Annotated in this window: 21 protein-coding genes; 4 read left to right on the top strand and 17 right to left on the bottom strand. The window is 64.8% G+C overall.

What is annotated here, in order from left to right:
- Positions 1-301: 301 nt before the first annotated feature.
- Together FJ953_RS01100 and FJ953_RS01095 are read left to right on the top strand one after the other, a co-directional pair.
- Complete coding sequence (locus FJ953_RS01100; protein ID WP_140622807.1) at positions 302-2,329, top strand: amidase; 2,028 nt, start codon at positions 302-304, stop codon at positions 2,327-2,329.
- 67 nt (positions 2,330-2,396) lie between these two features.
- Positions 2,397-2,816, top strand: a complete 420-nt coding sequence (locus tag FJ953_RS01095) for a VOC family protein (protein ID WP_140499242.1) — start codon at positions 2,397-2,399, stop codon at positions 2,814-2,816.
- Positions 2,817-2,839: 23 nt separating this feature from the next.
- On the opposite strand, the gene FJ953_RS01090 is transcribed toward FJ953_RS01095, so the two are convergent.
- A complete protein-coding gene (locus FJ953_RS01090; protein WP_140499244.1) occupies positions 2,840-3,487 on the bottom strand; it encodes a ThuA domain-containing protein in 648 nt (215 codons plus the stop codon).
- Positions 3,488-3,539: 52 nt separating this feature from the next.
- Positions 3,540-4,562: an LLM class flavin-dependent oxidoreductase gene (locus FJ953_RS01085; protein ID WP_140622805.1), complete on the bottom strand. Its 1,023-nt coding sequence runs from the start codon at positions 4,560-4,562 to the stop codon at positions 3,540-3,542.
- Positions 4,563-4,684: 122 nt separating this feature from the next.
- Between FJ953_RS01085 and FJ953_RS01080 the strand changes: the two genes are divergently transcribed.
- Both FJ953_RS01080 and FJ953_RS01075 read left to right on the top strand, forming a co-directional pair.
- Positions 4,685-5,782 (top strand): CaiB/BaiF CoA-transferase family protein, encoded by a 1,098-nt coding sequence (locus FJ953_RS01080; protein WP_140521366.1) that lies wholly within the window; start codon positions 4,685-4,687, stop codon positions 5,780-5,782.
- A 163-nt stretch (positions 5,783-5,945) separates the two neighbouring features.
- Positions 5,946-7,172 carry an FAD-dependent oxidoreductase gene (locus FJ953_RS01075; protein WP_140622802.1) on the top strand — a complete coding sequence of 409 codons (1,227 nt, stop codon included), beginning with the start codon at positions 5,946-5,948 and terminating at the stop codon, positions 7,170-7,172.
- A 25-nt stretch (positions 7,173-7,197) separates the two neighbouring features.
- On the opposite strand, the gene FJ953_RS01070 is transcribed toward FJ953_RS01075, so the two are convergent.
- The 15 genes from FJ953_RS01070 to FJ953_RS01000 form a co-directional block, all read right to left on the bottom strand.
- Positions 7,198-7,473 (bottom strand): hypothetical protein, encoded by a 276-nt coding sequence (locus FJ953_RS01070; RefSeq protein WP_140517323.1) that lies wholly within the window; start codon positions 7,471-7,473, stop codon positions 7,198-7,200.
- A 165-nt stretch (positions 7,474-7,638) separates the two neighbouring features.
- A complete protein-coding gene (locus FJ953_RS01065) occupies positions 7,639-9,135 on the bottom strand; it encodes an aldehyde dehydrogenase family protein (protein WP_140521364.1) in 1,497 nt (498 codons plus the stop codon).
- Positions 9,136-9,248: 113 nt separating this feature from the next.
- Positions 9,249-10,511 carry a D-tagatose-bisphosphate aldolase, class II, non-catalytic subunit gene (locus FJ953_RS01060; protein ID WP_140517327.1) on the bottom strand — a complete coding sequence of 421 codons (1,263 nt, stop codon included), beginning with the start codon at positions 10,509-10,511 and terminating at the stop codon, positions 9,249-9,251.
- Positions 10,508-11,503: a sugar kinase gene (locus tag FJ953_RS01055; RefSeq protein ID WP_140622800.1), complete on the bottom strand. Its 996-nt coding sequence runs from the start codon at positions 11,501-11,503 to the stop codon at positions 10,508-10,510. The genes FJ953_RS01060 and FJ953_RS01055 overlap by 4 nt, the downstream gene beginning before the upstream one ends.
- A 72-nt stretch (positions 11,504-11,575) precedes the next feature.
- A complete protein-coding gene (locus FJ953_RS01050) occupies positions 11,576-15,385 on the bottom strand; it encodes a hydantoinase B/oxoprolinase family protein (protein ID WP_140622798.1) in 3,810 nt (1,269 codons plus the stop codon).
- A gap of 263 nt (positions 15,386-15,648) precedes the next feature.
- Complete coding sequence (gene doeB / locus FJ953_RS01045) at positions 15,649-16,650, bottom strand: N(2)-acetyl-L-2,4-diaminobutanoate deacetylase DoeB (protein WP_140499259.1); 1,002 nt, start codon at positions 16,648-16,650, stop codon at positions 15,649-15,651.
- 5 nt (positions 16,651-16,655) lie between these two features.
- Positions 16,656-17,834, bottom strand: coding sequence for an ectoine hydrolase DoeA (doeA, locus tag FJ953_RS01040; protein WP_140499261.1), 1,179 nt, complete (start codon positions 17,832-17,834; stop codon positions 16,656-16,658).
- A 138-nt stretch (positions 17,835-17,972) separates the two neighbouring features.
- Entirely contained in the window at positions 17,973-18,965 is a 993-nt protein-coding gene (eutC, locus tag FJ953_RS01035) for an ectoine utilization protein EutC (RefSeq protein WP_140622796.1), read from the bottom strand.
- Positions 18,965-19,951 carry a hydroxyectoine utilization dehydratase EutB gene (gene eutB, locus FJ953_RS01030; protein ID WP_140622794.1) on the bottom strand — a complete coding sequence of 329 codons (987 nt, stop codon included), beginning with the start codon at positions 19,949-19,951 and terminating at the stop codon, positions 18,965-18,967. The genes eutC and eutB overlap by 1 nt, the downstream gene beginning before the upstream one ends.
- Before the next feature lie 28 nt (positions 19,952-19,979).
- Positions 19,980-20,756, bottom strand: coding sequence for an ectoine utilization protein EutA (eutA, locus tag FJ953_RS01025; RefSeq protein WP_140517339.1), 777 nt, complete (start codon positions 20,754-20,756; stop codon positions 19,980-19,982).
- A 5-nt stretch (positions 20,757-20,761) separates the two neighbouring features.
- Positions 20,762-21,421 (bottom strand): ectoine/hydroxyectoine ABC transporter permease subunit EhuD, encoded by a 660-nt coding sequence (gene ehuD / locus FJ953_RS01020; RefSeq protein WP_140521357.1) that lies wholly within the window; start codon positions 21,419-21,421, stop codon positions 20,762-20,764.
- Between the two features lie 16 nt (positions 21,422-21,437).
- Positions 21,438-22,097: an ectoine/hydroxyectoine ABC transporter permease subunit EhuC gene (gene ehuC / locus FJ953_RS01015; RefSeq protein ID WP_140499272.1), complete on the bottom strand. Its 660-nt coding sequence runs from the start codon at positions 22,095-22,097 to the stop codon at positions 21,438-21,440.
- Positions 22,098-22,304: 207 nt separating this feature from the next.
- Positions 22,305-23,156 (bottom strand): ectoine/hydroxyectoine ABC transporter substrate-binding protein EhuB, encoded by an 852-nt coding sequence (ehuB, locus tag FJ953_RS01010; protein WP_140521356.1) that lies wholly within the window; start codon positions 23,154-23,156, stop codon positions 22,305-22,307.
- A gap of 93 nt (positions 23,157-23,249) precedes the next feature.
- Positions 23,250-24,041 carry an ectoine/hydroxyectoine ABC transporter ATP-binding protein EhuA gene (gene ehuA, locus FJ953_RS01005; protein ID WP_140499274.1) on the bottom strand — a complete coding sequence of 264 codons (792 nt, stop codon included), beginning with the start codon at positions 24,039-24,041 and terminating at the stop codon, positions 23,250-23,252.
- A 221-nt stretch (positions 24,042-24,262) separates the two neighbouring features.
- Positions 24,263-25,648, bottom strand: a complete 1,386-nt coding sequence (locus FJ953_RS01000) for a PLP-dependent aminotransferase family protein (RefSeq protein WP_140499275.1) — start codon at positions 25,646-25,648, stop codon at positions 24,263-24,265.
- Between the last annotated feature and the right edge of the window lie 49 nt (positions 25,649-25,697).

Below are 25,697 nucleotides of genomic sequence, written 5' to 3'. Positions count from 1 at the left end.
TCTGCGAGCTTCAGCTTACGCTTGCAAGTCGTTTTGAGGGACTGATATTCACTATTTGGCGAATAGTTGCCCACGGACTGCACCAGAGGCGCAACTCCTCGTTGCCGGATCCGGACCTCGCCGCTCCAGAAGGCACCTGACGCGCCGTCTCTATTAGAGGTTGCATCGGTCAGCCGCTTTTTGCCAGTCGGGATATGCAACCGCGGCACCGTGCCAGGACCACCGTCAATCGCGATTGGCCCTTGCCGAAGCCGGCGGCCTCGCTCATCCATGCCTGGAAACGATCGCCAGGGGCCAGAAGATGACCGATGCCAGCCTTCACATCGTCGAAGCGACGATCGAACAGTTGCGGCGCGCGCTCGACGACGGCACGGTGAGCAGCGTCGAACTTGTCGGCGCTTATCTCGGGCGCATCGCGCATTTCGACCGGCACGGCATCAGCCTCAATGCGGTCCCGGTTCTCAATCCTGATATGTTCGAGGAAGCCGTGGCTTCGGACCGGCGCCGCAGCCAGGGCAAGACGCTCGGCCCGCTCGATGGCATCCCCTACACCGCCAAGGACAGTTACAAAGTGTCTGGCTTGACTGTTGCCGCCGGCTCGCCGGCCTTCGAGCATCTCATCGCCAACGAGGACGCCTTCACCATCGCCCGGCTGCGCGCCGGCGGCGCGGTGCTGATCGGCCTCACCAACATGCCGCCCATGGCCAATGGCGGCATGCAACGCGGCGTCTATGGCCGTGCCGAAAGCCCTTACAATGCCGATTACCTGACCGCCGCCTTCGCGTCCGGCTCCTCGAATGGCTCGGGCACCGCGACGGCGGCGAGCTTCTGCGCCTTCGGGCTTGGCGAGGAAACCTGGTCGTCCGGCCGCGCGCCGGCCACCAACAACGCGCTGGTCGCCTACACGCCGTCGCGCGGTGTCATTTCGGTGCGCGGCAACTGGCCCCTTGTGCCGACCATGGATGTCGTCGTGCCGCACACGCGTAGCGTGCCCGACATGCTCGAATTGCTGGATGTGATCGTCGCCGACGATCCCGAGACGCGGGGCGATTTCTGGCGCGCGCAGCCCTGGATCGCGCTGCCGAAGAGTTCCGAAATCCGGCCGCCGCGCTATACCGATCTGGCGCTAGCGGGGTCGCTGAAAGGCATGCGGCTTGGCGTACCCAGAATGTATATCGGCCGCGACAGCGGCGCCGACCGGCGGATCGAAACCCGCGCCTCCGTGCTTGATCTCTGGGAGCAAGCGGCGGCGGACCTGAGACGGCTTGGAGCCGAGGTGATGGAGGTCGATTTTCCTGTCGTCTCCAACTACGAGCGCGATCGCCCCGGCGCGCGCACCATGGTCGACCGCGCTCTGGTGCCGCCGGACTTCGCCGATCGCGAGATCTGGGACCTCTGCATCTCAGCCTGGGATGATTTTTTGCGCGCGAACGATGATCTGAACATTCCCGATCTCGTTTCGGTCGACGGCCCGAAAATCTTTCCGCAGCCACCGGGCACGCTGCCCGACCGTTATGAAGGCGGTTTCGACTTGGCACAGTATGTCGAGCGCGCGAAATCAGGCGTCACGCCGTTCCGGGCCATTCCGACGATGGAGGACGGGCTGAAAGGGCTGGAAGCGACGCGGCGGCTCGATTTCGAGGACTGGCTGGACGCGAACAGGCTTGATGCCGTCGTGCTGCCTGCCGTCGCCGATGTCGGGCCCGCCGATGCCGACATCACTGAGGCCTCCGCGGCGCTTGCCTGGCGCAACGGCACCTGGGTCGCCAACGGCAACCTGGTGTGGCGGCATTTCGGCATCCCGACCGTTACCGTGCCGATGGGCACCATGGCCGACATCGGCATGCCGGTCGGCCTGACCTTCGCCGGCAAGGCCTATGACGATGAAAGGCTGTTGCGCATGGCCGGCGATTACGAGCGCTCCACGCGGCGCCGCACACGCCCGCCGCGCACGCCCGAACTGGCCGATGACGTGTTTTCGCGCCGGCCCACTCAAGCCGGCAATGGCGAGGCGCCCGCGCTCGCAATCAAGCTTGCGGCCGAGACGCGCGACAGCGGCGATCAGGACGAGATCGTCATCACGCTCGACCTCCCCGTCGACGCAACCGAGACGGAGCACGCCAGCATCAAGGTGCACGTCAACGGAGATGCCGTCGCGATGCGCCGAGCCGGCGCGCGTCTGACCGGCCGGGCGTTTGTCCCGGCCGCGGAGCATCAACGGATCCACAGCGTCTGGCGCGGCCCCTACGGCTCGATCGTCACGGCGGTGATGCGGCTGCGGGATGGACGCAGCGCGGGCGCCTATGTGGTCACCGGCGGGATTGAATGACGATGAGCCCACGCGGGCCAATTTCGCGCCGGGCTATGTGAACCTGCGAAATTATGAGGAGCCAGCCATGATCAAGGTCAAACAACTCGCCCATGTCTGCATCTTCGCCAATGATCTGGACGAGACACGGCGCTTCTACGAGGATGTCCTGGGCATTGATATCCAGTTCAATTTCCTGCGCGACGGAAAGATTTTCGGTTTCTACCTTAATTGCGGCGGCCGCAGCCATATCGAGGTTTTTCACAAAGAGGGTGCGCGGTTCAGCGAGACGAACCAGATCAACCATTTCTGCCTGGAGGTGGAGGATATCGACGCCGCGATCACGCATATCGCGTCCAGGGGCGTGGAGGTCACCGCGAAAAAACTCGCCTGCGACGACACCTATCAGGCTTGGCTGCGCGACCCCGACGGCGTGAAGATCGAACTGTTCGAATACACCGGCAAGAGCGCGCAATTCACAGGCGGCGATCGCGTCGCCGATTGGTAGGCTGTCGCGGTTTCAGTGGGCAGCTACCCCCGCGCGGCCCAGAGCAAACCACGCTCGACGATGACAGCCATTTCCGGCATCGCGAACTCATCCGCCGTGTGTCCGAGCGAACTGTAGAAGACCTTGCCTGCGCCATATCTTCGCTTCCAGACAACCGGCATGTCGACGCCGCCGATGCCCGGGAAATGCTCGTCGGTGAAGGTGGTCGTCGCCAGCACCTCGTTGCTCGGGTCGACATGCATGTAGTACTGCTCCGACCGGTAGGCGAAGTCGCTAATGCCTCTCGTGATCGGATCGTCCGGTTTGGTGATGACCACGCGATAGTCGATGATGTCGCCGGGATGCGCGACCCATTGGCCGCCGGTCATGAACTGATAGTCCGGCTCGTTGCGGAAACTGTCGCCCATCGTGCCGTGGAAACCGCCGAGTCCTGTTCCCTGTCGAACCGCGCGCGTCAGATTCTGCAGCTCGGACTTTTCGATCTTCGACATGGTGATGACGGGCACGATGAGATCGAATGAGTTCAGCTCCGGATCGGCAAACATCCCCGTGCCCTCGCCGAGCGTGACCGTGTATCCATTGCGCTCCAGCATGTCGCGCACCACAGTGGCGCTGCGCTGGGGCGTATGGCCTTCCCACCCACCCCAGGCAATCAAGGCCTTCTTTGCCATGCAGTGAACCTCCTGAACTGTCCGCAGCAGCGATGGTTACACGGCTCGGCTGTCAGCGCCAACCCAGCGCCGGCGCGACATGGGTCAGGATCGCCTCGATGGCATGGGCGTTGTAGTCGACGCCGAGTTGGTTGGGCACGGTGAGCAGCAGCGTGTCGGCCTCGGCGATCGCCTCGTCCTCGGCCAACTCCTTGATCAGCACGTCCGGCTCGGCGGCATAGCTGCGCCCGAAGATCGCCCGCGTGTTTTCCTCGATGAAGCCGATCTGGTCGCGGCCCTCATTGCCGCGCCCGAAATAGGCGCGGTCCCGGTCGTCGACCAGCGCGAAAATGCTGCGGCTGACCGAGACGCGCGGTTCGCGTTCATGGCCGGCCGCCTTCCAGGCCTCGCGATAGATCCGGATCTGCTCGGCCTGCTGGATATGGAAGGGCTTGCCGCTTTCGTCGAATTTGAGGGTCGAGCTCTGCAAATTCATGCCCAGCTTCGCCGCCCACTCCGAAGTGGCGTTGGTGGCGGCACCCCACCAGATGCGCTCGCGCAGGCCTTCAGAATGCGGCTCCAGGCGCAGCAAGCCGGGCGGGTTGGGAAACATCGGCCGCGGATTGGGCTGGGCGAAGCCCTCGCCGCGCAGCGTGTCGAGGAAGACCTCGGCGTGATGCCGCGCCATGTCGGCGTCGCTTTTGCCTTCCTGCGGCGCGTAGCCGAAATAGCGCCAGCCATCGATGACCTGTTCGGGCGAGCCCCGGCTGATGCCGAGCTGCAGGCGCCCGCCTGCGATGATGTCGGCGGCACCTGCGTCCTCCGCCATGTAGAGCGGATTCTCGTAGCGCATGTCGATGACCGCCGTGCCGATCTCGATGTGGCTGGTCTTGGCGCCGACCGCCGCCAGCAGCGGAAATGGCGAGGCGAGCTGTCGGGCAAAATGGTGGACGCGGAAATACGCGCCGTCAGCGCCGAGTTGCTCGGCCGCGACGGCGAGATCAATGGATTGCAACAGCGCGTCCGACGCCGAGCGCACCTGCGATTGCGACGAGGGCGTCCAGTGCCCGAATGACAGGAAACCGATTTTTTTCATGGCCCTGACGTATATACCGGCGACACGTGCTTCAATGCCAAAAGAGCAGGGTTACACACCGTCGCCCCTGCGTGACACCAAAAGTGTGCCTTACCGAAAGTTTGAATGCCGTGGAGGGTGGGATGCTCAGGGGAATCCGCATCGTCGAGATCGAGGCGTTGGGGCCGGCGCCCTTTGCCGGCATGCTGCTCGCCGATCTCGGCGCCGACGTGATCGTCGTCCACCGCAAGCATGCATCCGTGCCGGGCCTTCCCGAGCGCTCGCTGCTCGATCGCGGCAAGCGCTCTATCGCGCTCGACCTCAGGGATGCCGAGGACGTTGCCGTGCTGATGCGCCTGATCGCCACCGCCGACGGCCTGATCGAGGGCTTCCGGCCGGGCGTGATGGAGCGTCTCGGGCTTGGTCCAGATGTGTGTCTGGCCGCCAACCCTCGCCTGGCCTATGGCCGCATGACCGGCTGGGGGCAGGAAGGCCCGCTCGCCCGCACCGCCGGCCACGACATGAACTATACCGGCGTGTCGGGCGCACTCTGGTATGCTTCCCTGCCGGGCGAGCCGCCAATGGCGCCGCCGACGCTGGTCGGCGACATAGGCGGCGGCGCGCTCTATCTGGTGATCGGCATGCTGGCCGCCATCATGAACGCCCGCGCCGGTGGTGAAGGCACGGTCGTCGACGCGGCGATCGTCGACGGCTCGGCCCATATGATGAACCTGTTGATGTCGCTCGCACCATCCGGCGGGCTTGCCGCCGAGCGTGGCCGGAGCCTTCTGGACGGACCGCATTGGTGCCGCGTCTACCGCACGTCTGATGGCGGCTTCATCAGCGTCCAGTGCGTCGAGCCGAAATTCTATGCGCTGTTCCTCGACAGGCTTGGTCTGGGCGGCGATCCGCAGTTCGCCGCTCAGTTCGACCGCGGCCTCTGGCCTGAGCTCGGCAGCCGGCTGGAAGCGATCTTTGCCGAAAAATCCCGAGACGAGTGGATGAAATTGTTCGAAGGAACGGATGCCTGCGTCGGGCCTGTGCTCAGCCCGCATGAGGCGGCGCTGCATCCGCACATGGCCGCACGCGGCTCCTGGTTGGTCGAGAATGGCGCCCTCCAAGCTGCCTCCGCCCCCCGTTTTTCCAAACGGACGGCAAAGGCACCGGCGAAAAGTCCGGCACGCGACGAACATGGTGCGGAGATTCGTGCCGAACTTGCGGATCCAGCCGCAAGTCGTTGAATAGGCTACCCGCCTTTGCTGAGGAAATCGCCGACTGGCCTGCGCCCGGCTCGGACCGAAGACGATATCGTGGCGGCACTTGCGGCAGTCGTGGGCGGCATACTTGAAAAGCATCTCGTATACGAGTATACGAGATGCTTTCATTGGGAGGAGGCTGCGCTCCATGTCCTTCAACTCGACTCGCGTCCAGACACCAATGGATGCCGTGGTCATCGGCGGCGGCATCGCCGGCTGCACGCTCGCCTATGAACTGGCCCGCCACGGTCTCAAGACGACGATCCTCGAGCAGAGCATGATCGCCGCCGAGTCCTCAGGACGAAACACCGGCACCTTGCTCACCGGCCCGCAGAAAAAGGTCGTCGAACTGCTGGACGCCAGCGTCGCGATCTATGCCGAGCTTGCCGACGGACCCGTTCCCTTCGAATTCGCCGCCATCGCACATCTGCTGATTTCCGAAGACGAGGCGAGTTTCGAGGCGGCTGCCGCCGTGGCCGACCGCTACAGGGAAGCCGGCGTGGCAATGGAAAAGATCACGGGCAAGGAACTGGCGCGCGACCACCCTCGTGTCGGCTTCAACGTGGCAGGCGCCTATTCCGTCGGCCGTGCATGGACGCTGGAACCCATGGGCGCGACACATGCCTTCGCCCACGCCGCCCGTGAGGCCGGCGCGACGATCCGCACCGGCCTGCGCGTCGCCCAGATCTTCTCCAGGGGCGGCAAGGTCCAGGGTATCTTGACCGACCAGGGGATCGTTCCCGCCGATCTCATCTTCATCGCCAACGGATTGTGGATGTGGGACCTTCTGCGCCGCACCGTCGGCGACGGACCGCTGCCCGGCCTGCCCTTCACCGCCGGCCGCGGCTGGTTGATCCAGTTGGGAAAACTCGACTTCGAGCTGCCCTGGATCGTCGAGGAATTGACCTGGCCGGATCAGGAAGAGCTCGGCCGGCGCATGAGGCTCGACGGCCTTGCCGATGTCGCCGCGCAGCGCGACGACCAGCCGGCGGTGGAAGCCATCTGCCTCAACCCCATGGGCGGCGGCGATGCCAGGCTTGGCGCCTCCGTCCAGCCGGCCTTCCGCGATCTCGTCCGCAACACCGACATGGCGAGCCGGATCGCCAGCCGCACGCTGCGCATGCTGCCGGGCCTCGGCGCGCCGCAGGTCAGGAACGTCTATCCCGGCAACCGCCCGATGCTGTCCGATGGCTTGCCGGTCGCTGGCAGGACGGCCGTCGAGGGCCTGTTCGTGCATGGCGGCATGGGTTCCATCGGCATGCATGCCGCCCCCGCCACCGCGCGCTGGCTGGTTGACGCCGTGTTTTCCGGCAATGGCAGCCCAGCCCAGACATGGCTGCGGCCGGACCGCTTTCCCGGATGGGAAGCGTCATGAGCCTGCTTGCGGAGCGGTCGGCCCGCTATTTTCCGCAATGGTGATCGTTGATCTTGTTCAGCGCATTCGCATCCGGCCCCACCCGGTGGTAGGAACAGGCGCCGGCGGCCGTCGTGACAAGCTGCCGGTCATAGTAGCGCGGGCCGCCGAACAGTATGTCAATAATATCGCCGTCAGCGGGAACATAGCGTTCGGGTTCGCCCTGGTGGTGGCGGTGCCTGGCCCCGGCGGACGCCGAAGAGACGATGCCGCAGCCCATCACAAGGGCGAGAGCGCAGATCGCGAAGCGTTTCGTCGTCATCGACAACACCTTCCTGGCCAACCGGATTTCATCTTATATCCAAAAATCGCCGGATAAAGAAAAGTTCCTGAGAACGGGCGCCGGTTGATTTGCAGCCGGCGTGCATGAGCGGCAGCGTGAGAACCGGCGGCGCAGGCCGGCTCGCCTGACAAACCGACAAAAGCCTTAGTCGGTCTGGATCCACACCGACTTGGTCTCCAGATATTCGTGCAGATGTTCGATGCCGCCCTCGCGGCCATACCCGGACATTTTCATGCCGCCGAACGGCACGGCGGGGTCGATGGCGTGGTACATGTTGACCCAGACGGAACCCGCCTTGACCCGGCGGGCAAGCTTGTGCGCCGTGCCGAGATGGGTGGTGAAGATGCCGGCGGCCAGCCCATAGGGCGTCGCATTGGCGCGGGCGACGGCTTCGTCAAGCGTATCGAAGGGCATTGCCGAGATAACCGGCCCGAAGATCTCTTCGCGCGCGATGGTCATTTGGTCGGACACTGCGCCGAAGACGGTCGGCGCGATGAAGTTGCCGCCGTCATAGAGGCCGCCGGTCAGCCGCGATCCGCCGGCGACCAGTTCCGCGCCCTCCTCGCTGCCGGCCTTGATGTAGCCCTCAACCTTGCCGGCCTGCCGCGCATTGATGAGCGGCCCCATTTCGGTTTCGGCTTCGATGCCGTGGCCGATGCGCAGCCTGCCGGCGAAGTCAGCGAGCCGGCGCACGAACTCGTCATGGATTTCGCGCGCCACGAACAGCCGCGAACCGGCGATGCAGACCTGGCCCGAATGCACGAAGACAGCCATCGCCGCGATCGGAACGGCCTTGTCGATATCGGCGTCGCGGCACACGATGAGCGGCGACTTGCCGCCGAGTTCTAATGAAACGCGCTTTAGATTGGCAACACCCGCCCGGGCGATCGCCTGGCCGGTGAGCGTCGAGCCGGTGAAGACGATCTTGTTGACGTCGGGATGTTCGGCAAGCCGCGCGCCGGCTTCGGCCCCGGTTCCGGTGACGATGTTGACAACGCCGTCGGGAACGCCCGCTTCCTGCATCAGCCGCGCGATCAAAAGCGGCGTCAGCGATGCATCCTCGGAAGGTTTCAGCACGATCGTGCAGCCAGTAGCCAGCGCCGGCGCGATCTTCCAGATCGACGCGGCGGTCGGCGCGTTCCAGGGAATGATGGCGCCGACCACGCCCACCGGCTCGCGCCGGGTGAAGGTGACGATCTCGCCCGGGATCGAATTGTCGATTGATTCGCCATGCAGCGCGGTCGCCATCCCGGCATAGAAGCGCAGCATGCCGATGACCCGGCGCCGGTTGGCGAGCGTGCGCGTGATCGGCAGCCCCATGTCGAGGGTGTCGGAGACGCAGAGCTCTTCCCAGTTCTTCTCGAAGAGATCGGCGATCCTGAGCAGCACGCACTGCCGTTCGTAAGGCGAAAATCCGGACCACGGACCTTCGAAAGCGGTGCGCGCAGCCGCCACCGCCGCGTCGATGTCGGCGGCGCCTCCGCGCGGCACCGTCGCCAGCACCTGCCCCGTCGCCGGGTTGAGCGCCTGCATCTCCTGTCCGGACTGCGCAGCGACCCATTTGCCGCCGATGAACATCGGCCGGAATTCGCCATGGTAGAGCGTCGCGGCCTTCGCCCTTGGGTCGAAGTTCAGCGTCATATCCTCCTCCTCGCCATTCCGTCGCGACTATTACCCCGGTGCAGGCACACCTCAAGCAAGTAAGCCGACAAGTCGTCGAAATGACCGAACTGCGTCCCCTGGCTATCGGCCGCTCAACCGCTGGAGGCGAAGCGGTAGCCCTCCAGCGCCTGCTGAACCGCGGCCACCAACACCGCCTCCGGATCGAGCGGCTGCCCGGCAAAGCGGTCGAGCGCGGGCAGATGCTGATGGAACAGCGTCACCGGCACGGCCTTGCCCGACAAGGCGGCCGTCAATCGCTGGACAGCTTCCATCGCCTCCTGATGGTTCCAGTAGTAACGTATGCGGTCCGACAGCGAATAGTGCCGCTGCACGCGCTGTTGCGCCGCAGAGCCGTGGTAGTGGCTGTGCCAGTCCTTGGCATCGGCCGTCATCAGCGCTTCCATGGTCTGATAAAGCGGGCGCGCGCCGTAGTCGGGCAACAGATCGGAGGCGATCAGGTCCAGCCCATAGAGCGCTTGGCGCAGTTCGAAAGTCAGCTGCGGCCCCACCTTGAGGATGGCAAAGCCGTCCTCGACCAGTTCGCGTAGGGCCGCTTGCGTCTGATAGTCGGTGGAATGGGCTTCGTAGACCAGGCCCGCTTCCTGGTCGAGCAATTCGCGCAGATGCAGCGCCTTGGCGCGATCGTAGAAGACCACGTTCTCGTTGCCGAACTCCACGCCCGGCTGCACCACCACGGCGATGACCCGCGAGAAGGCGTCTGCGAGGCCGTTCTCGTGGAAGATCTGCCGATGCACCGCCAGTGTGTGCTGGACCGCGGACAGGCTTGTGGGGCTGATTTCGCCGATGAGATGATCCGCTCCGCCCGGCGGCGGAACCTCGGTGCCGATCACGTAGAGTGGCCGGTCGGTCCCGCTGGCGGCGTCCTCGGCCTTGCGCGCCAGGCGGGCGGCGCGCCTGGCAATCGTAGCGTCATCCAGCGCCGCCGGCTCGCCCGCGCATCCCATGGAGGCATCGAGATGGATCTTGCGGAAACCGGCCCGGACATAGGCGGACACCATGTCCTCGGCCTTCGCCATGGCCGCGCCGGCATCTTCCTTTCGCCATGGATTGGGACCGAGATGATCCCCGCCGAAGATGACCCGCTCGGGCGCAAGGCCTTCGGAGCCTGCAATAGCGGTCACCGCCGCGACGAAGTCAGCGGGCTGCATGCCGGTATAGCCGCCGAACTGGTTGACCTGGTTGCAGGTCGCCTCGATCAGCAGCGGCCGCGAGAACAGCGCGGCGTCGCGCACTGCGGCCCGGATCACGACCGGATGGGACGAGCAGACGGAGGTGATGCCTTCCGCCGCGCCCCGCCGCCGGGAATTTGCAAGTTTCAGCAATGGATCGGTCACGGGCGTCGCCTCGGCGTGTTGGCAATGAACAGATCGAGTTCGGCGCGCGTACCGGCTCCTTCCATCGGGCCTTGCCGCGTGACGTTGCGCGCGCCTGCCGCATTCGCGTAATCGAGCGCGGTCACGGCAGGCATGCCGAGCCTGCGGCAGGCGATGTAGGCGCCGCCAAAACAGTCGCCCGCGCCGGTCGGATCGATCTCCTCGACCAGGAAGCCGGGCGACTCGACGCGGCTGCCGTCGGCGCCGAACAGGGACGCGCCCAACGCGCCCCGCTTGACGACGACCTCGCCGGCGCCGCGGGCAAACAGCGAGGCGAGCGCGTCGGCTTCATTGTCGTTGCCCGAAGCGGTGTGGAGTTCCTCACCCGACGGCAGGATCAGATCCGCAATGTCGAGAAGCCGTGCGAAGCGCTCGCGCGTCTGGCCATGGCCGAGCAGTTCCTTGCGAAGATTGGGATCGAGCGAGATGCTTCCGCCACGTCCCTTGACCACATCGATGGCATGGTCGAGCACCTGCCAAATGACGGGAATGCTGAGTGCCGTGCCCATGACGTGCAAATGGCCCGAACGCGCCAGCAGCGCCCTGGCCTCAGGGGTCAAGCCGACCCGCGCCGCGGCCGATTTGCCGATATTGTAGACGAAGTCGCGCGAACCGTCCTCACGGTAGCGCACGAAGGCGCTGCCCGTCGGATAGTCTGGGCTGACGGCGATGGCCGAGACATCCGCACCGTCCCGGCGCAGGCGCTCGACATTGATCCTGCCGAAATCATCGTCGCCGACGCAGGCGATGATGCCGGCCCGCCCGCCAAGCCTGGCGCATTGGTCGACGAAGATCGCCGGCGCCCCGCTCGGATAGGGTCCGGTCAGCGCGATGGGCTCGAGAAAGCCGTTGCCACGGCTGGTGGCCATGATCTCCACCAGGATCTCGCCCACGGTGACGGTCGGCCCGAATCCATCGGGCGCCAGTGTCTTCAATGGGGATTTGCTTGGCATGGCGAAGGCCCCGTGTGAAAGGCAAGGGAAATGCGGATTCCAAAAAACGGATAGAGCGGTTCCGCGATTCTATCAAACGTTGGACGGCCCTGGCTCCGGCCTTCCGAACGCCCCGGGCGTCGGCGTCGTCACGATGACGGCGTCGCCGGCCTGAAGCACCGTCTGCTCGCAGGCTTTCAGCACCTCGACCGTGCCGTCCTTGCGGCGCACCTTGGTCGAGCCGGCCTCGCCATCGCCACCGCCGTCCAGCCCTTGCGGCGGCCGGTTGCGATGCGAGGACAGGATGGCGCATTCCATCTTCTCCAGGAAGCGGATGGTGCGCTTCGTGCCGTCGCCGGCATTCCACCTGCCCTTGCCGCCGGAGCCCTCGCGGATGTGGAAATCCTCCAGCATCACCGGAAAGCGCAGCTCCAGTATTTCGGGGTCGGTAAGGCGCGAATTGGTCATATGGGTGTGAACGCCCGACGTGCCGGCAAAGCCGCGGCCGGAATTCATCTGGCCGGCGGGCGAACCGGAACAGATCGTTTCGTAATACTGGTACTTGCTGTTGCCGAAGGTCAAATTGTTCATGGTGCCTTGCGCATTGGCCATGGCGCCCATGGCGCCGAACAGGGCGTTGGTGACGTGCTGCGAGGTCTCGACATTGCCCGCGACGACGGCGGCGGGATAAGCGGGTTTCAGCATCGAGCCATCCGGGATGATGATGTTGATGGGCCTCAGGCAACCGGCATTCATCGGGATCATGTCCTCGACCATGACGCGGAAGGCATAGAGCACCGCGGCCCGGGCGACAGGCTCTGGCGCGTTGAAATTGTTCTTCATCATCGGCGACGTGCCGGTGAAGTCGACCGTCGCCTCACGCTTTTGCCGGTCGACCGATATCTTCACCTTGATCACCTGGCCGGTGTCGGTGGGATATTCATAGGCCGATGTATCCGGCAGCCGCTCGATCACGCGCCGCACGCTTTCGGCTGCATTGTCCTGCACATGGCCCATATAGGCTTCGACGACGTCGAGCCCGAAATGCGCCACCATCTTGCGCAGCTCCGCCACGCCTTTTTCGTTGGCGGCGAGCTGCGCCTTGAGATCGGCGATATTCTGGTGCGGATTGCGGGCCGGATAGCGGTGATCGGTGAGCAGCGTCTGCAGCTCGGTCTCGCGGAATTTTCCGCGATCGACGATCCGGAAATTGTCGAACAGCACGCCTTCCTCGTCGACCGTGGTGGCAAGTGGCGTCATCGAGCCCGGCGCGGTGCCGCCGATGTCTGCGTGGTGGCCGCGCGAGGCCACCCAGAAGAGGATCTTGGGCGATTGGCCAATCTCCCCTCTTGTCGGGGAAATCGGCTGCTCTTCCTCGAAAACCGGCGTCACCACCGTGATATCGGGCAGATGCGTGCCGCCATTATAGGGAGCATTGAGCGCAAAGACGTCGCCGGGATGAATGTCGCCGGAGTTCAGCCGGATGATGGTCTCGACCGAGCGGTCCATCGAGCCCAGATGCACCGGCATATGCGGCGCGTTGGCGACCAGCGCGCCGTTCCGGTCGAAAACGGCGCAGGAGAAATCCAGCCTTTCCTTGATGTTGACGGAATAGGCGGTGTTCTGCAGCGTCACGCCCATCTGCTCGGCTATCGACATGAACAAATTGTTGAACACTTCCAGCATCACCGGATCGGCCTCGGTGCCAAGTGCCGCCTGCCGGCGTTTCTTGCTGGTGCGCCGCATCAGCACATGATTCCTGGCCGTGATCTCGGCCTGCCAGCCCGGCTCGACGACGATCGTCTGGTTGGGCTCGATGATCAGTGCGGGGCCGGCGACCCGATCGGACGGCCGCAACGCCTCGCGCCGACAGACGTCGGCTTCGTGCCATTTTCCTTCCGTATAGATCCGCCGGACCTCCTCGGCTCTGGCTTTTGATGGCTGCCCCGCCTGCGCATAGACTTCGGTATTCTGCTCGCCGCCCGCCTCCGTCCCCTCGACGCTCACAGCTTCGACGATCATCGGCTTGTCCTCATAGACGAAACCGAATTGCGCCTTGTGGGCAGCCTCGAAATCGGCCCTCGCCCGCAACATCGAGCCATGGTCGAAATGCACCGGAAGTGCGGTGTCGGTGCCGTCATAACGGATCTGCAACGCCGGTCTGGCGGTCACCGCGTCCTCGGCGATGCCTTGTGCGGCGAGTTCCGCGACAACGGCGGTTTGCAAGGCCGCGATCAGGCCTTCGATTGCCGGCCTCGATTCTTCCGCGAGCGGTGCAAGCAAGGCCTGCTGGCGTGAGGCAAAGACCGAAGACAGGCCGATGCCGTAGGCCGACAGCAAGCCGGAAAACGGATGGATCAGCGCCGCCTCCATGCCGAGTGCGTCGGCGACCAGGCAGGCGTGCTGGCCGCCTGCGCCGCCAAAACAGTTCAGGAGATATTCGGTGACGTCGTAGCCGCGCTGCACCGAGATCTTCTTGATGGCGTTGGCCATGTTTTCCACCGCGATTGTGACGAACCCTTCGGCCACCGCTTCGGCCGAGCGGCCGTCGCCGATTTTAGCGGCGAGCGCGGTGAATTTCTGGCGCACGATCTCCGCGTCGAGCGGCTCGTTCTGGCCGGGGCCGAAGATGGCCGGGAAAAAATCCGGCTGCAGTTTGCCGAGCATGACGTTGGCGTCGGTGACGGCGAGCGGGCCGCCGCGCCTGTAGGCGGCGGGGCCTGGATTGGCGCCGGCGGAGTCCGGGCCGGTGCGAAAGCGGCCTGCTTCGTAGTGCAGGACCGAGCCGCCGCCGGCCGCGACGGTGTGGATGCGCATCATCGGCGCGCGCACGCGCACGCCTGCGACCTCGGTATCGAAGGCGCGCTCATATTCGCCGTCATAATGGGCGACATCGGTGGAGGTGCCGCCCATGTCGAAACCGATCACCTTTTCGAAGCCGGCGAGCCTGGCCGTCTCGACCATGCCGACGACCCCGCCGGCCGGGCCAGACAGCAGCGCATCCTTGCCCTGGAACAGGTCCGCGGCGGTCAGCCCGCCAGAAGACATCATGAACATTAGGCGGGGATTTTCCCTTCCCCTCGAGGGGAGAGTGGCGGCGAAGCTGCCGGGTCGGGTCGGGTCGACGGGGTTCGACGTCTTGGTGGTGCCTTCTGCGGCGATCCCCTCTGCCGGCTTCGCCGACATCTCCCCCTCGAGGGGGGAGAGAACGCCGAGTTCCTGGCCTACCCTTTGCACATATCTCGACAGGATCGGAGACAGATAGGCGTCGACCACGGTGGTGTCCCCGCGGCCGACCAGCTTGATCAGCGCCGACACCTCGTGGCTGACCGAAACCTGGCCGAAACCGAGCTTGCGGCAGACCTTTGCGACGGCCTTTTCGTGATCGGGATATTTCCAGGCGTGCATGAAGACAATGGCGACCGCGTCGATGCCGTCCGCCTTTGCCTGTTCGATTGCCGGGCGACAGGCAGCGATGTCGAGCAGCCGTTCGACACAGCCGTCGGCAAGCACGCGTTCGTTGACCTCGATGACGCGCTCGTAGAGCTGTTCGGGGAGGATGATCTCCTTGGCGAAGATGTCAGGCCGCGCCTGATAGGCGATCCTCAGCGCATCGCGAAATCCCTTGGTGATGAGCAAAAGCACGCGGTCGCCCTTGCGCTCCAGCAGCGCATTGGTGGCGACCGTTGTGCCCATCTTTACGTCGCCTATCAGCCCGGCGGGTATAGGCTCGCCGGGGCGCAGGCCGAGAAGGTCGCGAATGCCCTGGATGGCCGCGTCGGCATAGGCCTCGGGATTTTCGGACAGAAGCTTGCGCGGATGCAGGCCGCCCTCGGGATCACGGCCGATGACATCGGTGAACGTGCCGCCGCGGTCGATCCAGAAATCCCATTTTTGTTGCATTCCGACACCCTCTTTATCGCGAGTATGGCAGCAAAGTCATACTCTTTGATACCCGAGTTCGCGCCGGAACAAGTCGTCGCGCCGGCGCCTCTTCGATGACGGTGGCTTTGGATGTCTGAGGCGATGGCAAGGCACGTGCCGCCGCGACGCGCCGGCCGGAGCCGTGAGCGCGGCCGGGCTGGCTCGCCGGCCGCTATCTGGATCCAGGGTGGAAGAATGCGAGATAGGTCCAATCCTGCCCGCCGTGCAGGCCGACCCTTCCGTTAGTCGACCAATGCGGCAACCACCGAGACGCAGTCCCCGGCCTTGACCAGGCCGGGGAAATGCCGCGCCGCCAACATGCCCGACATTTTTGCCCGGATCTCCTGGGGGGCGATGCCGGTTCGGCCGGTGGAATGGATGCGCGCCAGCACCGCGCCCTTCTCGACAGGCTCGCCGAGATCGACCATCGTCTCGACCATGCCGTCTTCCTCCGCGAAGGCAAAGCAATCGCCGGACGGCATGTCGAGCCATTGGGTTGGCGTCTTTTCGACCGCACCGGCAACGATGCCGGCATGCCTCAGCACGTTGAGCATGCCGCGCCGGGCGATCCGCACCGTCTCGGCTCTCGACGTGCCTCCACCGCCGAGCTCGGTGGTGACGAACACCTTGCCCATGTCCTCGGCGGCGGTATCGTACATGCCGACGGCATCGATTTCGATCATGCGCATCGAGAACGGCGCCGCGAAGGCTTCGACCGCCGCGAAGGCCCTCTGCTCCAGGGCCTTGTTCGGCAGCGTATGGGCGGCGCAGAACGGCACGAAGTCCAGCGTCTTGCCGCCGGAATGGAAGTCGAACACGATATCCGCGCGGGGAAGCAGCTCCCGCTGGAAATAATCGGCGATCTTTTCCGTCACCGTACCGTCTGGCCGGCCTGGAAAGCTGCGGTTCATGTTGCCCTTGTCGATCGGCGAGGTGCGCGTGCCGGCGCGGAAGGCCGGATAGTTCATCGCCGGCACGATGATAACCGTGCCGCTGACTTGGGCGGGATCGAGCGTGCGCGCCAGATCATAGAGCGCCAGCGGCCCTTCATATTCGTCGCCATGATTGCCGCCGGTCAGCAGGGCCGTCGGCCCCTTGCCGTTGCGCAGGACGCAGATCGGGATCATCACCGAGCCCCACGCCGAATCGTCGCGGCTGTAGGGCAGGCGCAGGAAACCGTGCTGTGCGCCGTCGCGATCGAAATCGACCGAGGGCGAGACCGGCGACGGACGAAGGTCGGACATCGGTTTCAATTCTTCACCACCAGCTTGCGCGGCACATTGGCCAGGCACTCGACGCCCGTCTCGGTGATCAGGATGGATTCGGTGATTTCCAGCCCCATCGTCTCCAGCCACAGGCCGGTCATGAAATGGAAGGTCATGCCGGGCTTCAGCTCGGTGCGATCTCCGGGGCGCAGGCTCATCGTGCGTTCGCCCCAGTCCGGCGGATAGGAAAGGCCGATCGGGTAGCCGGTGCGGTTGTCCTTGACGATGCCATATTTCTTCAACACCGCGAAGAAGGCGTTGGCGATGTCTTCGCACGTGTTGCCGGGCTTGGCTGCCGCGAGCCCCGCGTCCATGCCTTCGAGCGTCGCCTTCTCCGCATCGAGGAATTCCTGTGTTGGCTTGCCGAGGAACACTGTTCGCGACAGCGGGCAATGATACCTGTTGTAGCACCCGGCGATTTCGAAGAACGTGCCCTCGCCCGACTTCATCGGCTTGTCGTCCCAGGTCAGGTGCGGCGCCGAGGCGTCGGCGCCCGACGGCAGCAGCGGCACGATCGCTGGATAGTCGCCGCCGATGCCGTCGACGCCACGCGTGCCGGCATCATAGATCTCGGCGACGAGATCGCATTTGCGCATGCCGACCTCTATCTTGTCGACGATGCGCTGGTGCATCGCCTCGACGATGCGGGCGGCCTTGCGCATATAGTCGATCTCGGTCGGGCTCTTCACAGCGCGCTGCCAGTTGACCAGCGCGGTGGCGTCGACGAAACGGGCATTGGGCAGGTGCTTCTGCAAAGAGGCGAAGGCGGCGGCCGAGAACCAGTAATTGTCCATCTCGACGCCGACGGTCAGCTTGCCCCAGCCGCGATCGGCAAGCACGCTCGACAGGAAATCCATCGGATGGCGCTCGGTCGACTGCACATAGTGATCGGCATAGCCGACGATGTTGTCATGCGCGAGATAGGCGGTGCGCTTGGCGCCGTTGGCGTCCTGACCGCGGCCATACCAGACCGGCTCGCCCGACGGCGGCACGATGACGGCCTGATGCACGTAGAAGGACCAGCCGTCATAGCCGGTGAGCCAGGCCATGTTGGAGGGGTCGCTGACAATAAGCAGATCGACGCCTTTCGCCGCCATGGCTTTCCGCGTTTTGGCGAGGCGATCCGCATACTCGCTTCGCGAGAATTTCAAATTCGGTTGCATTTTGTTGGTCCTCGTTTGTTGGGCCCTGGAACCCGCTTCAACTTCCGTTGAATCTGGCTCCAGGTAATTTTTTGTTTGAGCATGATCTCCTCGGAAAACCGGTTCCCACTTTTCCGGATCATGCTCTTGCGGCCAGCATCAACTTTCAAAAATGGTTCCGGCTTTCGCGACCCGGGCCCGGTCACGGGCTAGCGTGGCGATCGCGGTGTCCTGCACGCCGGTGCCGGTCAGGTCGGCGATGGTGATGTCGTCCGCCGCACGCCGGCCATGCCGTTCGCCGGCGATGATCTGACCGAGTTCGGCCACCTCCGTGTCCGCCGCCATCACGCCGGCGGAGATGGCATGGTGCAATTCACCGAGCCGGCGCGTCTGCCTTGCGCTGTCGGCGACATAGAGATCGGCCATGCGCAGGATTGCCGGTGCGATCTCGTTCTTGTGCTCGGCGTCCGAGCCCATGGCGGTGATGTGCTGGCCGGCCGAGACGAAGCCGGCCTTGATCAATGGTTCTGTCGAGGGCGTGGTGGTGACGATGATGTCGGCGCCGGCGGCCGCCTTGGCCGCATCCGGTTCTGCGCGCACCACGATGCCCAGTTTTTCGCTCAAGGCGCCGGCCGCGGCTTGCGCCTTGGCCGCGTCGCGCGCCCAGATGCGAGCTTCTTCGATCGGCCGCACCAGGCGCAGCGCCTCGAGCTGCAATCCGGCCTGCACGCCGGCGCCGAAGATCGCGGCAATGGATGAATCTGGCCGCGACAGATGTTTTGCGGCGACCGCCCCGGCGGCTGCGGTGCGGACGTCGGTGAGATAGCCATTGTCGAGCAGCAACGCCTCGACCAGACCGGTTTTTGCCGACAGCAGCACCATCATGCCGTTGACGCTGGGCAGGCCGAGCTTGGGATTGTCGAAGAAGCCGGGGCTGATCTTGAGGGCGAAGCCGTCGATGCCGGGCACATAGGCGGTCTTCACGTCGACCTCGCCGCGATGCTCGGGGATGTCGAGCCGCAGGATCGGCGGCATCGCCACCGGCAGGGTAGCGAGCGCCCGGAAGGCGTTTTCGACGCAGGCGACGGCGTCGAGATCGAGAGCTACGATCTCGCGTAGTTCTTTCTCGGTAAGGATGGTCATCCGGCTCATCAGGCGCGCTCCGCAACTACTTCGCCGCAAACGATCTTTCTGTGCAGGCTCATATCGATATTGCGACCGGAAAGCAGAACGACCACCGGTCCGTTTGGCTTCACCTTGCCGGCAAGCAGCGCAGCGATACCGACCGCGCCGGCACCCTCGACGATCTCGCGCTCCTGTTCATAGGCATAGCGGATGCCGGCGGCGATCTCGTCCTCGGAAAGCAGCACGACGTCGTCGAGCAGGTCTCGGCACATGGAAAAGGTCAGCCGGTTGTCGAGGCCGATGCCGCCGCCGAGCGAATCCGCCAGTGTCGGCAGTTCCTCCACCTGCACCGGGCGCCCTGCATCGAGGCTGGCTTTCATCGCCGCGCCGCGCGCCATCGAGATGCCGACGACCTTTGTGCTCGGCCTGACGCCCTTGACCGCTGCGGCAATCCCGGAGGCCAACCCGCCGCCGGAGAGCTGCACCAGCACCAGAGCGGCGTCAGGAACCTGCTCCATGATCTCCAGCCCGAGCGTGCCCTGCCCGGCGATGATGTCGGGATGGTCGAAGGGTGGCAGCATCACCAGACCCTCTTGCGCCACCAGCCGCTCGACCTCCTGCTGCGCGTCGTCCTGGCTGTCGCCGACAATGCGGATTTCCGCGCCGAGGCGGCGGATGGCATCGAGCTTGTTCCGAGGCACCAGCCGCGACATGCAGATCACCGCGCGCATGCCTTCGAGCCTGGCGGCATGGGCGAGTGCGCGGCCGTGATTGCCGGTCGAGGCCGCGACAACACCGCGTGCCCGCTGCTCGGCATTGAGCGAAGCAATGGCGTTCGAGGCGCCACGCAGCTTAAAGCTGCCCGTGGTCTGGCGGTGCTCCAGCTTGAGGTGAACGGGAAGGCCGAGCCGCTCCGACAGGCTCTCGGACGGCACGACCGGTGTCGGCTCGACCTTGCTGGTGATGCGTTGGCGCGCGGCGCGGATGTCTGAAAGGGCGACGGCGTGCGTCATGGGTCGCTCGTGCGTGCAGGACATGACCTTACTGTCCAAGCGGCAAGGTCGTCAGCCGCCCGAACTCCGGACGCGGCACATCATCGCCACACAGTCGCAGGCAATTCCACGCGCTCGCCTGGTTGCTGGTGACGACCGGGCGGCCGATAGCCTGTTCCATCGCGGCAACCGCCAGCGCCGAGCGCAGCGCCGTGCAGGACACGAACAACGCCTCGGCCTGCGGGTCAGTCGCCTCGCGCGCCAGATCGACGAGGGCTGCCGGCGCAATGCGCGCCATCTCGCGGTCATCCTCGAAGCCGAGACAGGTGAAGCTGGCGATCTCGAAGCCGCGTTCGGCGAAATAGGCCGCCATCGGCCGGCTCGTCTCGACGGTGTAGGGGGTGAGAATACTGATCCTCTTCGCGCCCAGAGCCCTCAGTCCGCGCACGCCCGCCATCGGCGGCGTGACCACGGGCACGCCAGGCTTGGCCGCCTGGATCGCCGCCTCGATCTCGGCATCGCCGATCACCACGGAGGCCGACGTGCAGGAGTAGCAGATGGCATCGAGCGGTTCGTCCGGCAGGATCAGCGCCGCGCCAGCCGTCAGTTCGGGCTGCATCTTGCGCAGATTCTGAGGCGTGGTCGGATTCTTATAGGGGATGCGGGCGACATAGATGCCGATCCTCTCACTCGCCACCATGCGACGGAAGTCCGGCTCGCTGGTGTGGTCGGTGGCCAGGATGATCAGGCCGACGCGCTTTTCCAACGGGCGCACCTCGAGTGCGGGCCTTGTCGGCATCAGCCTGATTTCGGGAAGCGGCTTCATGGGAACTACCTTTCGATCTTGCCGTAGCGATGTTCCAGCCAGCGCAGCAGCATAACCGAGAAAAGGCTGATGATCAGGAAGAAGGCGCCGACCAGCGTCATCGGCTCGACATAGCGGTAATAGGTGTTGGCGACGCTCTTGGCCTGGTTCATCAGCTCCAGCACGGTGATCGCCGACAGCAGCGGCGTCTCCTTGAACATGGCGATGAAATAATTGGCCAGCGCCGGGATCATCGGCGGGATTGCCTGCGGTATGACGATGTGGGTCCAGGTCTGGCGAGCGCTGAGATTGCAGGCTTTGGCCGCCTCCCACTGGCCGCGCGGCACGTTCTCGATGCCGGCGCGATAGACCTCCGCCGTATAGGTGCCGTAGTGCAGCCCAAGACCGATAACGCCGGCCACCAGCGGCGGCAGCAGGATGCCGAAATCGGGCAGCACGTAGAAAATGAAGTAGAGCTGCACCAGCAGCGGCGTGCCGCGGATGAATTCGGCCGCCCAGCCGACCGTGCGCGACATCATCTTGTTCGGCGAGCGGCGGGCCAGTGCGATGCCCAGCCCGACGATTGCCGCCAGCACCGAGCCGAGCACCGTCGCCAGGATGGTGATCTTCACCCCCTCGATCAGCGTCGGCAGTATCTGCCGGACGAAATCCCAGTCCCAATCCATTACAGGGCCCAATCCATCAGACGCGCACTCCGTCGAGGCCGCGCGCCATGCGCCGCTCCAGCGACCGCACGCCCCAGGAGATGACGAGCGCGAGCGCGAAATAGATCACCAGGATGGTGGTGAACGGCATCAGCGTGCTGCCGGTCTGCGAGCGCACCACCTGCGCCTGGAAGGTGAGATCGGCGAGCGAAATCAGGGAGACGACGGATGTCGCCTTGAGCAGTTCGATGGCGTTGTTGCCGAAGGTCGGCAGCATCACAAGAAGCGCCTGCGGCAGGATGACATGGCGCATGCCTTGCCAGCGGCCGAGATTGAGAGCCGTGCAGGCCTCGTACTGCTCGGCGCCGACCGACTGGATGGCACCGCGTACCACTTCCGCCGCATAGGCGCCGACATTGAGGCCCAGCGCGAGCACGCCGGCTTGCAGCGGAGTGAGTTCGACGCCCGCCAGGGGCAACACGAAATAGGCCCAGAACAGCTGTACGAAAATCGATGTGCCGCGGAAGAACTCGATATAAGCGGTGGCGAGCGCCCGCAACGCGAAGAAGCGCGACAGCCGCCCCATGCCGGCCAGGAAGGCCATCACGAGGGCCAGCACCGACCCCATCAGCGTCAGCTCGATGGTGACAAGCGCTCCCTGCAATATCAGGCCGAGATAGCCGGACCATTGGGTCATGTATCAGAGGCTTCCAACGTTTGGTTTTAGCAACTTCTCCTCTCTCACGGGGAGAAGTTGCCGGTTCACCCTCCTTAGCTGCAGCGCAGCTGCCGCGAAGGACGGGCAGGCGGATGAGGCGCGGCTCCAAGCTCGCAAAACGCGCGCTGCCCCTCATCCGGCCCTTCAGTCACCTTCACTCCGTGGACGGGGAGAAGGGAAAAGCGCTTATTTCGCCGCGCAGAGCTTGTCGCGCGTCGTCGACATCGCCGCCGCCGCCGAGAAGCCGTAGGGCTCGATGATCTTGGCGAACTCGCCCGACTTCTTCATCTTGGCGAGCTCGACGTCGAAGGCGTCGCGCAGCGCCTCGTCACCCTTCTTGAAAGCGGCGCCGTCGCAATAGACGGGCGCGCCCTGCACGGGTGCTATGACTTCGAGGCTCGGGTCATTGGCCTTCTTCATCAGATCGTTGATCGACAGGACGGGGAGCGAATAGGCGTCGATGCGGCCGTCCTGCACCATCTTCAGCCCGCTCTGGCCGTCGGGCACGACGATGACGCGGTCACGCGGCACGCCGGCGTTGAGCGCGAGCTTCTCCTCGGTGCCGCCGCCGGGCGCGCCGATGGTGGCGGAGGTGTCCTTGGCGACATCCTCGTAGCTCTTGAAGCCCTTCGGATTGCCTTTCTTCACCAGCATCGCCTCGGCGTCGCACAGCACCGGCTCGGAATAGGCAACCGCCGCACAACGCTCCGGCTTCATGAACAGGCCGGCGGTGACGACATCGAAACGGCCGGCCTGCAGGCCGGGGATCATGGCACCATATTCCGAGATCGACGCGGCGACGTCGGCGACGCCCAGCCGCTTGAAGATTTCCCGCGCCACGTCGGGCGCGGCGCCCGAAACCTTGCCGTCGGCGGCGACCGCCGTGTAGGGCGGCTCGTTGGCGATGGCGAGGCGGGCGAAGCCTTGCGCCTTCAGCTGCTCGAGCTTGCTGTCGTCGGCCGATCCGACGTTCGAGGCCGCGAGCACCGCGGTCAGCGCAAGACCGGCGACGCCGGCCAGAATGCCAAGTTTTTTCATTGTTCCCAACTCCATGTTTGTGTTCTTGGTTGCAGTCATTTCAGGACGGCAATGCCGCCCTTGCGGACGGTGTCGCCGCCTCTGGCATGGCGGTCAGACGCGATGTCCGGCCGCGATGATCTTCTTCAGGAAACCTTGCGTGCGCTCCTGTTTGGGATGGCGGAAAATCTCATCGGGTTTGCCCTCCTCGACGATGCGGCCGCGGTCGAAGAACAGCACCCGGTCGGCGAAGTCGTGGGCAAAGCCCATTTCATGGGTGACGAGCAGCATCGTCATGTCGGTTTCGGCCGCGAGCTTGCGCATCACGTTGAGCACCTCCTCGACCAGTTCGGGATCGAGCGCCGAGGTGACCTCGTCGAACAGCATGATCCGGGGCGACAGTGCCAGCGCGCGGGCAATCGCGACGCGCTGCTTCTGGCCGCCCGAAAGCTGTGCCGGCATGGCCTTGGCCTTGTCGGCCATGCCGACCATGTCGAGCAATTCCATCGCCCGCTTCTCGGCGGCAGCGCGCGGCGTGCCCTTGGTCAGCATCGGCGCCAGCGTGACATTGTCGATGACGCATTTGTGCGGGAACAGATTGAACAGCTGGAAGACCATGCCGATCTTCTGGCGCATCCTGGCCAGATGCCGCTCGTCGGCAGCCAGCAGCTGGCCGTTTCGCTCCATGTGATAGAGATGCTCGCCGTCGATCTGGATGTGGCCGCCATCGATGCGCTCCAGCGTCATCAGGATGCGCAGGATCGTCGTCTTGCCCGAGCCGGACGGGCCGATCAGCGCCAGCTTCTCGCCGGGCATGACCTGCATGGACAGGCCATCCAGCACCTTGAAGGTGCCGAAGCTTTTCGAAATGCCATCGACCTTGATGATAGGCGCGGATGCGGACAAACGAATTTCCCGTGCTGGAGAAGCCTATGCCCTTAACGATGCGGAACCCGCCAAATCATGTCAATTGGGAAAATAATATCATGACAATTATTCTGATCCCGCACAATTCTTGGGCATTCAGTGCCTAGCAATGTGCCGAGATCGAAATCAAGTCGAACCGAAAATGACAGCACCGGGGACGCCTTTGGCGATCGGCATCGTCTGGATAGCGGCACATCTCGCTAGATTGCGAGCAGCAGATGCTCAGGGTCGCCAAGCAGCAACTTGGTGACAACGCCGAGGCCGGCGCGCAGTTCCCCCTCGGTGGTCGAACCCAGCGAGATGCGCACCGCCGGTTGCCAGGGCGCTTGCGAGATGCGGAAGGAAGCGCCGGGCGCGATCGCCACGCCTTGCAGGCGCGCCTGGGCGACGAAGCTCTCCTCGGCACGGTCGGCCGGCAACTGCAACCAGACATGCAGTCCGTCGCGCCGGGTGCGATAGTCGACGCCGGCCAGCACCTCGGCGACGATGTCCTGGCGTCGCCGCAATGCTGTGCGTTGCCAGCGCACCAGTTCCATCGCGGTGCCGTCGGTCACCCATTTGGTGGCGATTTCCGCCACCAGCGGCGTCGCCATCCAGTTGGAAACCAGATGCCGGTTGGCGACCGCGGCGACATAGCGGTCGGGTGCGGCGAGATAGCCGATGCGCAGGCCCGGCACCACGATCTTGGTGAAGGACGTGACGTAGAGCGTGCGTTCAGGCGCGAAGGCGGCGACCGGCGGCGGCCGGTCCTCGACCAGCGGCCCCAGCACATCGTTCTCGATGATGGCTATGTCGTGCCTGCGCGCAACCGCCGCAATCTGCTCGCGCCGCGCCGCATCCATCAGCGTCGCCGTCGGGTTGATCACCGAAGGCTGCACGAACACGGCGCGGATGTCGGAGATCCGGCAGGCCTCGTCCAGCGCTTCCGGGATAAGGCCATTGCCGTCTATCGGCAGGCCTTCGAGGTTGAAGCCGAGATAGCGGGCGAGCGGCACCAGCGTATGGTGGCCGATCGCCTCGGTGGCGACGGTCGAGCCGGGCGGCGCCACGCTCATCAGCGCCACCGTCATGCCGGCGGTAGCGCCATTGGTAAGGCTGATATTCTGCGGCGAGGCATCAAGACCGCACAGTTTCAGCCACTCGACCGCCACGGCGCGGTGACGGGGAAACACCATGTTGGGCCGGAACGACAGCGCCGAGCTCGACGGCAGGTTGTCGGCCAGCCAGCCCAGCGCCTGCTTTAGCCGCTCCAGATGCATCGGCTCGCAGACCGGCTTCAGGATCGAAAGATCGATCACTTCGCCCAGCCGCTCCGGCAGATAGGGCGGCTCAGGCTCGCGCCGCTGCGTCTGGACGAAGCTGCCGCGGCCGATCTCGCCCGAGATCAGGCCGCGGCGAATCAGTTCCTCATAGGCGCGACTGACCGTCTGCACCGACAGCTTCAACTCGTCGGCCAGCCGGCGATGCGTCGGCAGCCGCGCGCCGTTTGCGAGCCGCCCGTCATGAATGGCGCGTGCGAACTGGTCGGCCAGCGACTGGTAGGCGGGCCGCCGGATGAGCGCGGGATCAGGTTGCCACAATGTCATGACTTATTAGAGATCGAAATCAGTGCAATTGACAATCGAAATAATGCGC

The sequence above is a fragment of the Mesorhizobium sp. B2-3-6 genome, from assembly GCF_006442305.1.
Taxonomy (GTDB): domain Bacteria; phylum Pseudomonadota; class Alphaproteobacteria; order Rhizobiales; family Rhizobiaceae; genus Mesorhizobium.
The sequence above is the reverse complement of the archived record's forward strand: the minus strand, read 5'-3'. Positions and strand labels throughout refer to the sequence as shown.

Bases quoted from the DNA above. Each gene is read 5' to 3' on its own strand.
- doeB (WP_140499259.1), bottom strand. From the start codon at position 16,650: ATGTCCGACCTTCGTCCGTCGCCGGTCTCGCCCTCGGTCGATTTCGAT.
- eutA (WP_140517339.1), bottom strand. From the start codon at position 20,756: ATGAAGCCGCTTCCCGAAATCAGGCTGATGCCGACAAGGCCCGCACTC.
- ehuD (WP_140521357.1), bottom strand. From the start codon at position 21,421: ATGGATTGGGACTGGGATTTCGTCCGGCAGATACTGCCGACGCTGATC.
- FJ953_RS01085 (WP_140622805.1), bottom strand. From the start codon at position 4,562: ATGAAAAAAATCGGTTTCCTGTCATTCGGGCACTGGACGCCCTCGTCG.
- FJ953_RS01050 (WP_140622798.1), bottom strand. From the start codon at position 15,385: ATGCAACAAAAATGGGATTTCTGGATCGACCGCGGCGGCACGTTCACC.
- FJ953_RS01055 (WP_140622800.1), bottom strand. From the start codon at position 11,503: ATGCCAAGCAAATCCCCATTGAAGACACTGGCGCCCGATGGATTCGGG.
- ehuB (WP_140521356.1), bottom strand. From the start codon at position 23,156: ATGAAAAAACTTGGCATTCTGGCCGGCGTCGCCGGTCTTGCGCTGACC.
- FJ953_RS01075 (WP_140622802.1), top strand. From the start codon at position 5,946: ATGTCCTTCAACTCGACTCGCGTCCAGACACCAATGGATGCCGTGGTC.
- eutC (WP_140622796.1), bottom strand. From the start codon at position 18,965: ATGAGCCGGATGACCATCCTTACCGAGAAAGAACTACGCGAGATCGTA.
- FJ953_RS01070 (WP_140517323.1), bottom strand. From the start codon at position 7,473: ATGACGACGAAACGCTTCGCGATCTGCGCTCTCGCCCTTGTGATGGGC.
- eutB (WP_140622794.1), bottom strand. From the start codon at position 19,951: ATGACGCACGCCGTCGCCCTTTCAGACATCCGCGCCGCGCGCCAACGC.
- ehuC (WP_140499272.1), bottom strand. From the start codon at position 22,097: ATGACCCAATGGTCCGGCTATCTCGGCCTGATATTGCAGGGAGCGCTT.
- FJ953_RS01080 (WP_140521366.1), top strand. From the start codon at position 4,685: ATGCTCAGGGGAATCCGCATCGTCGAGATCGAGGCGTTGGGGCCGGCG.
- FJ953_RS01000 (WP_140499275.1), bottom strand. From the start codon at position 25,648: ATGACATTGTGGCAACCTGATCCCGCGCTCATCCGGCGGCCCGCCTAC.
- doeA (WP_140499261.1), bottom strand. From the start codon at position 17,834: ATGCAACCGAATTTGAAATTCTCGCGAAGCGAGTATGCGGATCGCCTC.
- FJ953_RS01095 (WP_140499242.1), top strand. From the start codon at position 2,397: ATGATCAAGGTCAAACAACTCGCCCATGTCTGCATCTTCGCCAATGAT.
- FJ953_RS01100 (WP_140622807.1), top strand. From the start codon at position 302: ATGACCGATGCCAGCCTTCACATCGTCGAAGCGACGATCGAACAGTTG.
- FJ953_RS01090 (WP_140499244.1), bottom strand. From the start codon at position 3,487: ATGGCAAAGAAGGCCTTGATTGCCTGGGGTGGGTGGGAAGGCCATACG.
- FJ953_RS01065 (WP_140521364.1), bottom strand. From the start codon at position 9,135: ATGACGCTGAACTTCGACCCAAGGGCGAAGGCCGCGACGCTCTACCAT.